We start from the raw sequence: 14,505 nt of genomic DNA, 5'->3' as shown, positions 1-14,505 counted from the left end.
ACCTTGCCGGAATTGCCGGAGCGCATGGCCTCGAAGCCGTCGCGGAATTCGTCGATCCTGATGCGGTGGGTGATGACGGGAGAAAGATCGAGGCCGCCTTGCACGAAGGCGATCATCTTGTACCAGGTCTCGAACATCTCGCGGCCGTAGATGCCCTTGAGGTTGAGCATCTTGAAGATCACCTTGTTCCAGTCGATCTCGAAGCCGGCCGGCGCAATGCCGAGGATGGCGATCTTGCCGCCATTGTTCATCTTGTCGATCATGTCGCGGAAGGCCGGTGCCGCCCCCGACATCTCCAGCCCGACATCAAAGCCCTCGGTCATGCCGATCGCCTTCATCACGTCGGCGAGGTTTTGCTTCGAGGCGTCGACGACGTAGTCGATGCCGACGCTCTTGGCGAGCGCCAGCCGCGTCGGGTTGATGTCGGTGATCACCACCTTGCGCGCGCCCGAGCGCTTGGCAACCAGCGCGCCCATGATACCGATCGGCCCGGCGCCGGTGACGAGCACGTCCTCGCCGACGAGATCGAAGGAAAGGGCGGTGTGCACGGCATTGCCGAACGGATCGAAGATCGCCGCGATCTCGTCGGGCACGTCCTCAGGGATCGGCACGACGTTGTATTCCGGCAGGCAGACGAACTCGCCGAAGGAGCCCGGGCGGTTGACGCCGACGCCGAGCGTGTTGCGGCACAGATGCCCACGGCCGGCGCGGCAGTTGCGGCATTTGCCGCAGACGATATGGCCCTCGCCCGACACCCGCTCGCCGACATGATACTTGGTGACGGCCGAGCCGACCTCGGCGATCTCGCCCATGAACTCGTGGCCGACGACCATCGGCACCGGAATGGTCTTCTGCGCCCACTGGTCCCAGTTCCAGATATGCACGTCGGTGCCGCAGATCGCCGATTTCTTCACCTTGATCAGCACGTCGTTCGGGCCGATCTCCGGCACCGGCACCCGCTCCATCCAGAGGCCTTCTTCCGGCTTCGATTTCACCAGCGCCTTCATCATGTTCGTCATCAGTCTCTCCCTCAGATCACGCCAAGCTCGCGGCCGACCGCTTCGAAGGCGGCGATCGCCCGGCGTACGTCGTTCTCGCTGTGGGCCGCCGACATCTGCGTGCGGATGCGCGCCTGGCCCTTCGGCACCACCGGGAACGAAAAGCCGATGACATAGACGCCCTTCTGCAGCATGCGCGCCGCCATCTCCTGGGCGAGCGCCGCATCGCCGAGCATGACCGGGATGATCGGGTGCCCTTCGCCGGCGAGCGTGAAGCCGAGTTTCGACATCTCGGTGCGGAACAGGGTGGCATTGGCATAGAGCCGCTGCCGCAGTGCATCGCCGTTCTCGATCAGGTCGAAGACCGTGAGCGAGGCGGCGGCAATGACCGGCGCCAGCGTGTTGGAAAACAGATAGGGCCGCGAGCGCTGCCGCAGCCACTCGACGACCTCGGCCCTGGCCGAGGTATAACCGCCCGAGGCACCACCGAGCGCCTTGCCGAGCGTGCCGGTGATGATGTCGATGCGGCCCTCGACGCCGCAATGTTCGGCCGAGCCGCGGCCATTTTTGCCGACGAAGCCGACCGCATGGCTGTCGTCGACCATGACCATGGCGCCGTATTTGTCGGCGAGGTCGCAGACGCCTTGCAGGTTGGCGATGATGCCGTCCATCGAGAACACGCCGTCGGTGGCGATCAGCTTGAAGCGACTGCCCTCCGCCTTCTTCAGCTCCTCCTCCAGCGCCGCCATGTCGTTGTTGGCGTAGCGGAAGCGTTTGGCCTTGGAGAGGCGCACGCCGTCGATGATCGAGGCGTGGTTGAGCGCGTCGGAGATGATCGCGTCCTCCTCGCCAAGCAGCGTTTCGAACAGGCCGCCATTGGCGTCGAAACAGGAGGAATAGAGGATGGTGTCTTCCAGGCCGAGAAACGACGAGATGCGCGCCTCGAGTTGCTTATGCTCCTCCTGCGTGCCGCAGATGAAGCGCACCGAGGCCATGCCGTAGCCGTAACGGTCGAGCGCCTTCTTGCCGGCTTCAGTCAGTTCCGCGTTGTCGGCAAGGCCGAGATAGTTGTTGGCGCAGAAGTTGAGCACGCGGTCGCCCGAGGCGACCTCGATCGCGCCCGCCTGCTTCGAGGTGATGACACGCTCCGACTTGTAAAGCCCGGCCGTCTTCAGGCCCTCGAGTTCAGAACGAAGATGGGACAGAAAATCGTTCATTCAGACGCTTCCCTCGGCTCGATGCGCCGCCTCTGCGGGCAATTCGCTGCGACCGGCGGGAAGCCGCTGCGGCAGAGCGCATCGAGACCTTCGAGATCCAGTCGCTCAAGCCCCAGTTCCGGAAGGATGTCGTTCTCGCCTTCGAAGTCCCGACCGTACATCGCCGAGAAAATGCGGATACCCGACTCATGCAGGACCGCCGGGCATCCGGCCAGGCGCGCGAGTTGAGCCGTGACGACCAAGCCAAAGGGGACATCTTCCGTCACGTAACGGCTGTCCGCCGTGGCGGGACCGGTGCCGCAGTGGCCGGCCTGGTGCATCTCCTGGTTCATTTGCGAGATGGTGCTGACGGGAACATGGAACGACAGGTGGAAATGTTGGAAAATGTCGCGCACTTTCAGGTCCAACTTCTCGGCTATGGCCAGGCGCTCGCGATCGAGCGTCTCCAGAAGACGGCCTATATTGGGGGTGACGTTCTGGGCCTGAACCCAGCTCTCGCCGCGTTCCATGCGCGACATGTTGCCAAGCGCGATCCCTAGGTGATTTTGCGGATTCAGGTTCGACAGGGCGATTGCCAGCAGGCTGCCGCGATCAACGAAATGATCGCCGAAGAGCGCCGTGCAGACTGCGTATCCCCGGGCACTCTCCGACGTCGGAACGGTCGCCAGGTCGACCTGCTTGCGGATGGTGTTCACCTGGACCAACGCCGGGCCGAGCTTCCTGCCGCTGACGATCGTCGTCCCCCAGGCAACGATCGGCACGGTTATGCTGCGCTGAGCCAGAAGCGAGGAAAGATAGAGCGCTCCAAACGAGGTGTGCGAACTGAAAATCACCACCTGTCCAGCCGTGAGATGGGGCGCGATTGCGTCCAGGACGAACCTGTGACCGTAGGCCGGCAACGCGATGACGACCGCATCCGCGCCGCTGACCAGATCTGCTGCGCTCTGAGCGACCGCCGGATCGAACACGCCTTCGACGGCACCCTCGGCCGTCAGGCTTTCTCCCGCGGTGAGCGCCAAGGTCCCTGTGCCGGATGGCGACCAGAGCGTTGCCTTGTGTCCCAGTTTTTCAAGAAGTGCGGCGGTGCCAAAGGCAATAGAGCCCGCACCCGCGATACCTACTCGCATATCGTTTTCCATTTTAACTGATATCGGGTAACGGGCGCCGCCAGGCGCCCGTCGTTAAGACGCTGCGGCTATGACGCCGCGTTTCGGGAGGGGATCATTGTGGTCGCTTCGGACGGCCAGCCCACCCAGATGTCGTCGCGGCTGAGGCCTTCCACTTCACTCGGATGGACGAGCGCGTTGAGCATATGCCCGTCACCGATCTCAACCTTGAGCGATGTGTGGTTGCCCTTGAAGACGCGCTGGCGGATCCGCCCCTGCACCCGGTTCGGCACGCTTGGTTCGCGGGCCGAACATTGGATCGCTTCCGGGCGCAACACGACATAGATCGCATCGCCCGGCTTCGGAGAAAGCGCGCCGGCGGAGGTCTTGATCGTCACACCGTTCCAGCGCACCGCAGCCTCGCCGGCCTCGGTGCCCACGACATCGGAACGCAACAGATTGGTTTCGCCGAGGAAGGTCGCCACGAAAGCGGAGCCCGGCTGATTGTACAGGGTCGCCGGATCGCCCATCTGCTCGATCCGGCCATTGTTCATGACCACGATCGTATCCGACATGGTCAGTGCCTCTTCCTGATCGTGGGTGACGAACATGAACGTCTTGCCGGTCTGCTCCTGGATCGCCTTGAGCTCGACCTGCATGGTCTGGCGAAGCTTCGCGTCGAGTGCAGAAAGCGGCTCGTCGAGCAGGAGAACGTCAGGATCGGGCGCCAGCGCTCGCATCAAAGCGACACGCTGGCGCTGACCGCCCGACAGCTCGGACGGAAGGCGGCTTGCGAGTTCCTGCAACTGTACGAGTTCCAGAAGTTCCGATACCCGCTTCTGGATCTGCCGGTTGTCGCGCCCCTTCAACTCCAGGCCGAAGGCGATGTTCTTCGCGACGGTCATGTGCGGAAACAGCGCATAATCCTGAAACACGATGTTCACGTTGCGCCGGTTCGGCGGAACCTGGGTCACGTCGCGGCCGGAGAGCAGGATGCGGCCGCTCGTGGGTGTTTCGAAACCGCCGAGCATGCGCAGCGTCGTCGACTTGCCGCAGCCGGAAGGGCCGAGCAGCGTGACGAACTTGCCGCGCTCTATGTTGAGGTTGAGATTATCGACCGCGACAAAGCTACCGAAGCTCTTTCTGACATTTTCGAACTGAACAACCGGTTCCATCAGCGGATCCTCGAACGACGTGTGAGATATTCTGCGTAAAGCCCGACCACGGCCGTTACGACCAGGACGAGCGTGGCCATGACGTTGATCTCCGGCGACATGCCGGACTGTACGCGGGCGAAGATGAGCATCGGCAGCGTCGGGCGATAGCCGCCGAGGAAGAAGGTGCGGACGAAGTCATCGCTCGACAGCAGCAGGCAGAAGATCATGCCGCCGAATATCGCCGGTCCCAGGTAAGGAAGGGTGACGCGGAAAAAGGTGACGATGCTGTCCGCACCGAGATCGCGCGCGGCATCGACCAGATTGCCCGGCATGGAACGCAGTCGCGTCAGCACCATAACCACCACAAAAGGAACGGCATGAACGACGTGGCCGAGAATGATGGCTGCCGTGCCGGTCGGAAGATCTATGGTCGTGATGAAAATGCGCAGCGAGATCGCCGAAATCATGCCCGGCACCACGGCTGGCAGACAGGCCACGGCGAAGGCCACGTATTGAGCGGCACCGCGCAGCGATCCGATCAACATCGCGATCCAGACCCCGATCACCGTTGCGATGGCTGTCGTCGCCGCGGCGATCATGATGGTGTAAAGGCAGGCGTCCAGGAACTGCTTGTCCTGAATGACCTTGGCGTACCAGTCGATCGTCAGGTTTCCGAGCGGAAACGAGATGAAGCTCGCATCCTTGAAGCTGACAGCGACCATCAGCGACAGCGGCAGAAACAGATAGAGGACAAACAGCCAGTAGAAGGACTTGAGAGCCAGTCCCGGCCAATCGAGAAACATGGCGCGCATCAGAATGTCCTTTGCTTCGAGCCGCCGACGACCCGCATGAACAGACCCACGGTCACGAGGGATGCAGCCAGCATGATCATTGCGAAGGCGGCACCCGCCGGCCAGCGGCTGCTAGCACCGTGGAAGAAGCTGCTGATCGTTTCGGAGAACATGCTCGTGGTCGGCCCGCCAAGCAGGATGGGGGCAGCAAACACGCCCATGCAGGTGAGGAAGACCAGCGAACAACCCGAGACGATGCCATCACGCGAAAGCGGCAGCACGATGCGGCGAAAGCGCGTGAACGGCCCTGCCCCGAGGTCGGCTGACGCATCAAGCAGGGACTTTGGAATCTTCTCGATCGCCGAATAGAGCGGCAACAACATGTACAGGCAGACCATGTAGACCAGGCCGAAGCTGATCGAAAAGGAAGTGTAGAGCATCTGGATGGGACGGTCGGTGAGCCCGATCTCCCGCAGAAGCACGTTGACTGCACCACGATTGGCCAGAAGCATGATGACCGAGAAGATGCGGATGATTTCGCCGGCCCAGAACGGTGCCAAGAGCAAGAGTAGCGCTCGCGACCTGCCCCCGGGCGAGACCACTTTTGCCACATAATAGGCCACCGGATAGACCACGATCAGGGTTACGGCAGTTGCAATCGAGGCGTAGACGAAGCTACGCAGCAGCGGCATCCAGTAGAGTTTCTCGCTGAAGAACAGCGCGTAGTTGTCGAGCGTGAAATTGGCTTCCACGCCAGGCTGCGGCGGGTAGCTGGACAGAAGACTGATGCGCAGCATTTCGTAGATGGGGCCGATATGCATCATCAGCATCCAGACAACCGGCACGCCGGCCAACAGCAGGATGCGTCCGTATCGCCACTCGGTAACGGCACCCAACGTATATCGATAGGCCGGCGAGTGGATCACCCGGGCAATGCCTGTCGAGTACTTCATTTGAGCGGCATAGGCGGGGATACCCCCATCCGCTGTACTTGTTCCCACGGCCATTGAATTGTCCCAAACCTTGACCCGTTGGGCGGCGACCGGACGTGCGTCGTCGTACTGACCCCGTCGTTAAAACGGGGCCAGGGCCAGTCGCCGCTCTATGGTTGCTTAAGCCGCCTTCAGTTCGGCGACGGCGCGATCAATGATTTCGTTTTTCAGCGAACGGTTAGTCGAGCTAAAGAAGGTGACGCGCTCAAGTTCGTCCTGCGGCAACGTCGAAGCCAGCCGCTCCTTGTCGTTGAGCAGCTTGTCGACGCCCGAGATGGTCGAGCTGAAGCCGGACGTGCGCGTCATCGCCGCTCCGACCTCGGGATTGGCCAGGATGGCGTCGAACAGTTTGTAGGCGTTCTCGGCGTTAGGCGCGTTGTTGACGATGTTCAGCGTGTAGCAGAACCCGTAGGTGCCTTCTTTCGGAACGGACAGTTTCACTGGCACGCCGTCCATGATCAGCTTGGCGGCCGGGCCAGACCAGGCTTGCGCGAGGTGGATGTCCTCGTTGATGAACATCTGCTGCACTTCGCTGGCTGCATCGTAGTATTTGCGAACCATATGCTTGTGCCTGATCAGGAAGTCTCGTGCCTCGTTTGCGGCCTTGCGGGCCTCTTCAGCCTTGTCGGTGTAGGTGACGAAATCGCCATCATGGCCGAGATATTTCATGGTGATCGACATGAAGTCGCCCGCCAGGTACGCGGTCAGACCCTCGTATTTCTCGTCGAACATGATGCCCCAGCTGTCGGCCTCCGGCACGTAGTCCGTATTGCGGACCAGGCCTTCGTAGCCGGCCAGGATCGGCAACCCCCACAGGTTGCCCTCGTAACGCGCCCAGGACGCGTCCTGATAGGCCGGGTTGAGGTTCGACCAATTGCGCAGCCTGGCTGTGTCCAGTGCCTGTACCAGCTTCGAGCCGATGAACTGGCCATAGCGATGGCCCGCAACGGTGACGATGTCGGTGGTCGGATTTGCGCCTTCTGCCGTGAGAAGATTGTACTGCTTGCCCTGGTCGTCCGTCAGACGGATGCGCACCTCAATGCCGCTTTCCTTCTGGAACTGCTCGATGAAGTCCTGCGGCAGGAACTTGTCGTATGTGGTGATGTTGAGAACCGAGCTCTGCGCGCTGGCCGGCCGGATGATGTACGGTGCTGCGAGCAGCGTCGCGCTGCCAGCTCCCAGCAGCTTGAGTGCGTTCCTGCGATTGATCTTCTGCCCGATAATCATTTGTTCCTCCTCGCGCCTCCCAGCGTGACTTGATGAGCGTCGGTCCGTGCGTGGCGCAATGCCGGGCCGATCGCCAATCGCGCAACCGGATAGATCCGACTGCAGCCTGCACATAGATAGGCGCAGCAATTTTGACCCGTCTAATTGTTTTTGAGTCTGCCTCTATTCCAAAAGGTTATAGGATCGCAATTCGCGTCGCGGCGCCGGTCGCCGGTGTTTTCCAGCATAGCGAGCGGTCACATTGTCAACATCCGGTGACGGCGCTAGGGTGATTGCAGGCCGCCCCCTTTTGAGAAGTTATGGAATGAAGCGCGCACCGAACCTGCGACAAATCGAGGCCCTCAAGGCCGTGATCGAATGTGGAACGGTCAGCCGTGCAGCCGAGATATTGCATATCTCGCAACCTGCGGTGAGCAAGCTATTAGCGCATTTGGAAGAGGATACGGAACTTGCGCTGTTCGATCGCGTCAAGGGCCGGCTCATCCCTTCGGAACACGGGATGCGGCTCTACAAGGAGATTGATCGTGTCTTTGCCGGTATCAAGCAGATCGAGCGCGCCGTCGACCTGATCCGGCGCGAGGAGCTTGGGCAAATTTCCGTTGGCGTGATGCCGGCCCTGTCCGGTCCCTTCATCAGCCACACCAACAAGCGCTTTCTTGCCAGGTATGGCGATGCCTATATTTCCGTGGTGATCCGCAGTTCGCAATTCATCGTTGAATGGCTGCTCTCCAAACAGGTCGACATCGGCCTGATCAATCGCAATACGGACAACCCCTATATCGAGTGTGTTCCCCTACGCGGCGGCGACCTTGTCTGCATAGCGCCGGCGGGCCATCGCTTCGCGGCGAAACAAGAGGTCGAGCCGGCCGACATCGACGGCGAGCCCTATATCGGCTTTGCCGCCGACAACCGCATCCGGCAGAAGATCGAAAGCACACTTGATGGCTACGGCACCCGCCTGAATTACATCATGGACGCGACCCTTGCGCCGGCGGTGTGTGAAATGGTCGCCAACGGGCTCGGGATTGCCATTGTCGACCCGGTGTTCGCCTACGGCCAGCGCGATCACCTCACGATCAGGCCCTTCCGCCCCAACATTGTATCTGACCTCAGCCTCTGCTGGCTTCGCGATACAAAGAATCGCCATCTCGTTGATGCCTATGTTGAGGCGACGCGCGCCACCGTACAGGAAATGCAGCTCGGAATGGGTGTGACCAGCCAAGCGACTGAGTGACATGGAAGTTCTCGGGCAGTCGGCGGATCGCCGACTGCGATAAGGTGCGTCTTGCTTCAGACGAGTTTGATGAGAGCGACACCCGCAAGCAGCAGCACCACACCGGCAAGACGCAAGCCCGACACCGACCTTTGCGGGAGGCGGAACCAGCCGTAGCGATCGACGAATACGCTTGCGACCTGCTGACCTGCGACAGTGAAACCAACGGCTGCGGCAGCGCCGATCACCGGGATCGCAGTAAACACCGTGGTGACATAAGTCGCTCCGGCGAAACCGCCGAGCCAACCCCACCAGGGCATGGTTTGCACGCCGCCGATGTTGGGGCGAGGTGTCTTCTGCCTGGCGAGCGCCACCAGCATCACCGCTGCCATGGCGAGCGTGGCGACGAAGAACGAGATCGCGCCCACCGCAAACGGCGCACCGCCAAGCTCCTGGCGCAGCAGTGCATTGACGGCCCCCTGGACCGGGAGGACCGCGCCGGCCACGAGTGCCAAGGCGATCCATCCAAGTTTGTCGGCTTTAAGGTTCTCCTTTGCGCCTTGGCCGAACACGACCATGCCGACACCGATGAGCACGACAAGCGTGCCAGCCGCGGCTCCGGCCCGAAGCCCGGTTTGCGCCACACCAAGCAGCCCAAAGCTATCGAGTGCGAGAGAAGCGAGCATCTGCCCGGCGATAAAGAGGCCGACCGATACCACTGCGCCGAGGCGGGGAAATAGAACGATCGTCGAGACGACGTAGACGGCCGAGGCAGTGCCTCCGATGAGATGCCACCACTCAGCCCGCGGAACCGCGCCAAGCACGGCGAGGGTCCCGGTGAACAGGGCGACGAGAAACAGCAAACCGGTGCCAATCGCGAGCTGGAGCGTGGTCGCCGCGAACGGTGATCCGACCGCTTTCGAAAGCTGCGCATTGGCGCCGGCCTGAACCGCGAGCAGACCGCCCGCAACCAGAGCCATTGGGACGAACAGGGTCTCCATGACGGGACCTCCTTGATGAGAATGACGTTGAGCGTGGATAGGGAGAAAGGATCAGGCGCTGATGCTCTCGCGGACCGGCAGCCGCGGGACGACAAGTCCGCGCAGCACAGCCGGGCGGGCACCGACCGCCATGTACCACCGGGCGAGTTGGGGCGTTGCGTCGAGCGTGAGGCCGAGCTTGGTAAGACCGGCATGGATCCATGGCCAGGTCATCACATCGGCAATGCCGTATGCCTCACCCGCGATGTGGGAGTAGCGCGCCAGTTGCCCTTCGAGCACCCGGTAGACACGGTTTGCTTCCGCCTCGAAGCGGCCGATGACATAGGGGATCTTCTCCGGTGCAAAGACCTTGTAGTTCCAAAGCTGACCCAATGTCGGGCCGACATGGGCTGCCTGGAACAAAGTCCAGCTTTGCGCCTGGATGCGCTCGGCATCGGAGCCGGGCAAGAGCACACCGGATCGCGCGGCGAGATAGGGCAGAATCGCGCCCGATTCGAAGACGGTGCGATCCTGATCCGGATCGACGATAACCGGTATCTTGTTGTTGGGATTGAGGGCCAGGAACTCCGGTGTCCTCTGCTCGCCGGCCTCGATGTCGATGACGTGAACATCATAGGGCAGTCCGGTCTCCTCCAGCATGATCGAGACCTTGTGACCATTCGGCGTCTGGTAGGTGTAAAGTTGGATGGGGGTCATCCTGCGTGTCTCCATCGACCGGCCCGCCCGATCGTGGTTATTTAGTTAGACCGTGCTTTCTCGCAGTGCGATCTGTCTCTTTGCCGCTTAACACTGCATATTTGCACATCCACCACAACGCGCCGACCAAACACCAAGACGCCTGATCGAGATCGGCTTTCCCGACCGAGAATGACGGGGACAGCACTGCAACTTCGCTCGCCCGGTCCGCTTCCCTGTTGTAAGTTTGCGCAATCATGCACAGCCACCACCAAATCGACTGGGAAGATCTCCGCTTTGTCCTGGCGGTCGCGGAGGCGAATTCTCTTGCCGCTGCCGCCCGCGCGCTCGGCGTCAATCACACCACCGTGCTCCGCCGCGTCGGATCGTTCGAACAGAAATTGGGTGTTCGGCTGTTTGATCGCCTCCCGTCCGGCTACACGCTGACTGCCGGGGGCGAGGAACTGCTCGCGGTGGCGCGGCAGATGGCCGAAACGGTCACTGAACTCGAACGGCGCCTGACGGGACAAGATCTGCGTCTGGAAGGCAGCCTGCGGATCACCACCACCGATACCCTCATGACTTCGATTTTGCCGTCGATACTGGCTGCCTTCCAGCAGCGCCACCCCGGCGTCCTGCTTGAGGTGAGCACGTCGAATGCCCTGGCAAATCTCTCCCACCGCGACGCGGACGTCGCCATTCGCCCAGCCGTCGATTCCCCCGACGCTCTCGTTGGCCGCCGGATCGCGAGTGTTGCCTTCGCCGTTTATGCGGCACCTTCCTACCTGCACGAACGCGGCTTGGCATCAGTCGACGAGATCGACTTCGCGAGGGAACGCTGGGTTGGGCTCGGCGATGCGCTTGCTTCCACAAGCGTCGCACGATGGATGCGCGCGACGCTGCCGGTGCCAGCGGTGCTGCGCTGTGACTCGCTGGTTACCGCGCGCGAAGCGGCAGCAGCCGGCATCGGGCTTACCGCTCTCCCTTGCTATCTCGGCGATACGACGTCCGGCCTGATGCGCATCGGCCCGCCGGTTGCTGAAATGACGAGGGAACTCTGGCTTCTCACCCACGAGGATCTGCGCCGCACGGCCCGTGTCAGCGCCTTTACCGAGTTTGCAAGTCAGGCGCTCACGAAACATCGCCCGCTATTCGAAGGGCATCATCCCTCCGACCCCTCTCGTTAGAAAATGCGACTGGCCCACTAGTCCACTGCCGGGTACTTCCCGCGCTTTAACCGACCGAGCGCTTCGGCATGGAGCGTCTCGTTTGCTGCCATGAGGACTGTCTCGTACCTGTGTGTGTCAGCCAGTGGGTGGCCCTCCCAGTCCGTAACGATACCGCCCGCCCCTTCGATGATGGGTATCTGCGGAAGGATGTCGTAATCGAACACGTTGCTCTCGACCAGGAGGTCAACGCTACCAAGCGCGAGCAGGCCGGCAGCGTAGCAATCATGCGACATGCGCGTGAAACGCGCGCCGGCGGCCAGGCGCGAGAAGCGCTCTCTGGCATCGAGATCGAACTGCTCAAGGGCCGACGTATAGACGATCGCCTCCTTGAGGCGGGCCGTATCGCTCGTTTGGACCGGTACACCGTTGAAGAGGGTCGGGCATCCGCGCTGGCCAACCCAGCGTTCGTTTGTTACCGGCTGATCGATGATGCCAAGGAGCGGCGTGCCCTGATGCAGGAGAGCGATTTGGGTACCGAAAGCCAGCGAGCCGGAAGCAAAAGACTTCGTGCCGTCAATCGGATCGAGCACCCAAGCCCATTCCGCATCCGCGTTGGAAACGCCAAACTCCTCGCCACGAACGCCGTGGTCAGGAAAGCGCATCTCGATCATCTGTCGCATCGTCATTTCGGCAAGGCGATCGGCTTCAGTAACGGGACTGCTGTCCGCTTTGGCTGAGATCTCCAGCCGTTGGCGGAAATAGGGGCGTATAACGGTGGCGGCGGCATCGGCCAGTTCGTGGGCGAATGCCAGAAACGCCGGCGGGCAGACGTGTTCGGCCGTCATTCTTGGACCTTCTCAGCTTGGGTTATGATTTTCTGCAACAGGCTTCGGACGGTTTCGACCTGCCTGTGGGCGGCCGCTATCTCCTGGCGCAGCCGCGTCTCCTGATTGCCCGTTCCGATCGTCGTGAAGCTTGGCGAGCGGGCGGGAATGAACGGGTCCCCGGCCTCGGAAGCAAAGCGGAGTGCAGGCGCGAAGTAGCCCTCCTCCTCTTCCAGCCCGAAGGCCAGGACCTGGGGCCTGTCGCCGCCAAGCAGCAAGAGTTCCACCAACATCGCGAGCATCGGCAAATCGCCGTTTCCAGACAGGCAGGCGAGATGCGCCCAACCCCCGCGGTCCGCCCGCACGAGGCAGTCCTTGACATGTACCTCGGTGATGTATGGCGCCTGCGCTGCCAGGGCCGACATCGGCGCTTCGAACGCATTGATCATGTTGCCGAAATCGAACAGGAGGCTGAGGCGCGGGTTAGCGACCGCCTCGATGATTTCGATCAACTCTGCTGATTTTAGATCCTCATGCTGTTCAAGCGTGAACCGGAGCCTGCCTTCAGGATCGAGTACCTCAAGCCGCTTGAGATCTGCGATCGTCCACGCAACGATCTCAGAAACCCGCCCTTCGTAACGCGGGTAGCAGCGAAGCGAGGTGGCTCCGGTCAAGAGCGCGATGCGCACCGCATCCGAGAGCCCGGCAAGTTCCGTCGTGCTGGTCTCGACATGCAGCTCCAGATTGAACCCGCTCACCGCCGCGCCAAAGGCGCTCAACGCCTCGTCCGGCATTCTGGCGAGACTTGCCTGCTCGCCGTCCTCGACATGAATCTTGAGGCCCGCGAGACGCTGCTCTCTCGCGAATTCAACTAGATCCAAGGGTTTCATGCCGCCAAAGCGGAAGTTCAGGTGAAAGGCATAGGCATGGGCAAACAGCGGCGCGCGTCGTGCCCGCGCAGCGAGCCGCGCGCGACTTTCGGCCGACAGCCCCTCTATCCTCTGCCTCCAGTTCGGACGATGCGTCATTTCCCATGGCATATCGGTCACCATCCCGGTTCCTTCACGAGCTTCGTCAGGCGGCAAGAACGAGCAGGTCACGATCAGAAATGCTGACCTCGACCGGGGTGCCGACCGAAGGCGGCGGCGTGTCGGGTTGGTTGAAGGTGTCGAGCGAGACGAACTGACCGGCAACCGCGACACGGATGCGGATCACAGACCCCAGGAAATGCACCTCCGCAATATGGCCGGAGAGAACGACGCTGCCCTCGTCTTTTCGCCCCAGCACCACTGTTTCCGGCCGGAGCGCCAGGCTCAACCGGTCACCAGCCCGGCCGGGCAGTTCCCGGTTCAGCGCCACCGGGATATCCCCCAGCCCTACCCGCCCCGCGGCTGCGTCGAGGAGGCGGGCGTCGAGAAGATTGAGTGTCCCAACGAACTGCGCCACGAAACGCGTCGCCGGCCGATTGTAGATTTCAAATGGCGTGCCGACCTGATCGGCTATGCCTTGATGCATGACCACTACGCGGTCCGACATCGACAGCGCCTCTTCCTGATCGTGCGTCACGAAGATGGTGGTGATGCCGAGCTCACGCTGGATACGGCGGATCTCCTCCCGCAGGCTCGTGCGTATCTTCGCGTCAAGGGCCGATAGAGGTTCATCAAGCAGCAGAACCTGCGGCCGGATTGCGAGCGCACGCGCCAAGGCCACCCGCTGCTGCTGGCCGCCGGAAAGCTGGAACGGGTAGCGCTCGCCGAGTTTCGGCAGGCCGACCAGCTCCAACATTTCACCAACACGCGCGCTGATCGCTGCCTTTCCCTCGCCCTTTATTCGCAGGCCGAACCCGATGTTCTGCTCAACCGTAAGATTGGGAAAAAGTGCATAGGCCTGGAACACCATCCCAATGTTGCGACGGTTGGCAGCCAAGCCGCTTACATCGCGCCCGTCGATGCAAATCGCGCCGGACGTCGGCGTCTCGAAGCCGGCGACCATACGCAGGACCGTGGTCTTGCCGCAGCCGGAGGGCCCGAGGAAGGAGATGAATTCGCCCTTCTCGATATTGAGATTGAAATCCTTGACGACGCGCTGCGCGCCGAAGGACTTTTCCAGATGAAGGATGTCGAGAAAGGCCATGG

14 protein-coding genes are annotated in these 14,505 nt (G+C 61.8%); 2 read left to right on the top strand and 12 right to left on the bottom strand.

Annotation, left to right across the window (positions count from 1 at the left end; all coding sequences use genetic code 11):
* The 7 genes from tdh to ACTJKE_RS26750 all read right to left on the bottom strand — a co-directional run.
* The coding region (gene tdh / locus ACTJKE_RS26780) for an L-threonine 3-dehydrogenase (protein ID WP_440692139.1) at positions 1-1,019 on the bottom strand (1,019 nt) is incomplete at its 3' end.
* Between the two features lie 11 nt (positions 1,020-1,030).
* A complete protein-coding gene (locus ACTJKE_RS26775) occupies positions 1,031-2,215 on the bottom strand; it encodes a glycine C-acetyltransferase (RefSeq protein ID WP_440692954.1) in 1,185 nt (394 codons plus the stop codon).
* Positions 2,212-3,342 (bottom strand): NAD/NADP-dependent octopine/nopaline dehydrogenase family protein, encoded by a 1,131-nt coding sequence (locus ACTJKE_RS26770; RefSeq protein WP_197423435.1) that lies wholly within the window; start codon positions 3,340-3,342, stop codon positions 2,212-2,214. The genes ACTJKE_RS26775 and ACTJKE_RS26770 overlap by 4 nt, the downstream gene beginning before the upstream one ends.
* 68 nt (positions 3,343-3,410) lie before the next feature.
* On the bottom strand, positions 3,411-4,496 hold the full coding sequence (locus ACTJKE_RS26765; protein WP_058327160.1) for an ABC transporter ATP-binding protein: 1,086 nt from the start codon (positions 4,494-4,496) through the stop codon (positions 3,411-3,413).
* A complete protein-coding gene (locus tag ACTJKE_RS26760; RefSeq protein ID WP_058327161.1) occupies positions 4,496-5,290 on the bottom strand; it encodes an ABC transporter permease in 795 nt (264 codons plus the stop codon). The genes ACTJKE_RS26765 and ACTJKE_RS26760 overlap by 1 nt, the downstream gene beginning before the upstream one ends.
* A complete protein-coding gene (locus tag ACTJKE_RS26755) occupies positions 5,290-6,276 on the bottom strand; it encodes an ABC transporter permease (protein WP_082663495.1) in 987 nt (328 codons plus the stop codon). The genes ACTJKE_RS26760 and ACTJKE_RS26755 overlap by 1 nt, the downstream gene beginning before the upstream one ends.
* Positions 6,277-6,381: 105 nt before the next feature.
* Positions 6,382-7,488 (bottom strand): extracellular solute-binding protein, encoded by a 1,107-nt coding sequence (locus ACTJKE_RS26750; protein WP_058327163.1) that lies wholly within the window; start codon positions 7,486-7,488, stop codon positions 6,382-6,384.
* A gap of 304 nt (positions 7,489-7,792) precedes the next feature.
* On the opposite strand from ACTJKE_RS26750, the gene ACTJKE_RS26745 reads away from it, so the two are divergent.
* A complete protein-coding gene (locus tag ACTJKE_RS26745) occupies positions 7,793-8,722 on the top strand; it encodes a LysR substrate-binding domain-containing protein (protein ID WP_058327164.1) in 930 nt (309 codons plus the stop codon).
* 56 nt (positions 8,723-8,778) lie between these two features.
* Here the strand turns inward: ACTJKE_RS26745 and ACTJKE_RS26740 are convergent, their stop codons facing one another.
* A complete protein-coding gene (locus tag ACTJKE_RS26740) occupies positions 8,779-9,702 on the bottom strand; it encodes a DMT family transporter (protein ID WP_058327165.1) in 924 nt (307 codons plus the stop codon).
* 51 nt (positions 9,703-9,753) lie between these two features.
* A complete protein-coding gene (locus tag ACTJKE_RS26735; RefSeq protein WP_058327166.1) occupies positions 9,754-10,398 on the bottom strand; it encodes a glutathione S-transferase family protein in 645 nt (214 codons plus the stop codon).
* A gap of 236 nt (positions 10,399-10,634) precedes the next feature.
* On the opposite strand from ACTJKE_RS26735, the gene ACTJKE_RS26730 reads away from it, so the two are divergent.
* Positions 10,635-11,564 carry a LysR family transcriptional regulator gene (locus ACTJKE_RS26730; protein ID WP_440692952.1) on the top strand — a complete coding sequence of 310 codons (930 nt, stop codon included), beginning with the start codon at positions 10,635-10,637 and terminating at the stop codon, positions 11,562-11,564.
* 17 nt (positions 11,565-11,581) lie between these two features.
* Here the strand turns inward: ACTJKE_RS26730 and ACTJKE_RS26725 are convergent, their stop codons facing one another.
* The 3 genes from ACTJKE_RS26725 to ACTJKE_RS26715 are packed head-to-tail and all read right to left on the bottom strand — an operon-like array spanning position 11,582 to position 14,503.
* On the bottom strand, positions 11,582-12,391 hold the full coding sequence (locus ACTJKE_RS26725; protein ID WP_058327168.1) for an inositol monophosphatase family protein: 810 nt from the start codon (positions 12,389-12,391) through the stop codon (positions 11,582-11,584).
* On the bottom strand, positions 12,388-13,563 hold the full coding sequence (locus ACTJKE_RS26720) for a sugar phosphate isomerase/epimerase family protein (RefSeq protein WP_440692958.1): 1,176 nt from the start codon (positions 13,561-13,563) through the stop codon (positions 12,388-12,390). Before ACTJKE_RS26720 ends, ACTJKE_RS26725 begins: the two co-directional genes overlap by 4 nt.
* Entirely contained in the window at positions 13,445-14,503 is a 1,059-nt protein-coding gene (locus tag ACTJKE_RS26715; RefSeq protein WP_058327170.1) for an ABC transporter ATP-binding protein, read from the bottom strand. Before ACTJKE_RS26715 ends, ACTJKE_RS26720 begins: the two co-directional genes overlap by 119 nt.
* Positions 14,504-14,505 lie beyond the last annotated feature (2 nt).

Origin of the sequence: Ensifer sp. 22521 (genome assembly GCF_052044795.1) — a bacterium.
Classification (GTDB): domain Bacteria; phylum Pseudomonadota; class Alphaproteobacteria; order Rhizobiales; family Rhizobiaceae; genus Ensifer.
The sequence above is the reverse complement of the archived record's forward strand: the minus strand, read 5'-3'. Positions and strand labels throughout refer to the sequence as shown.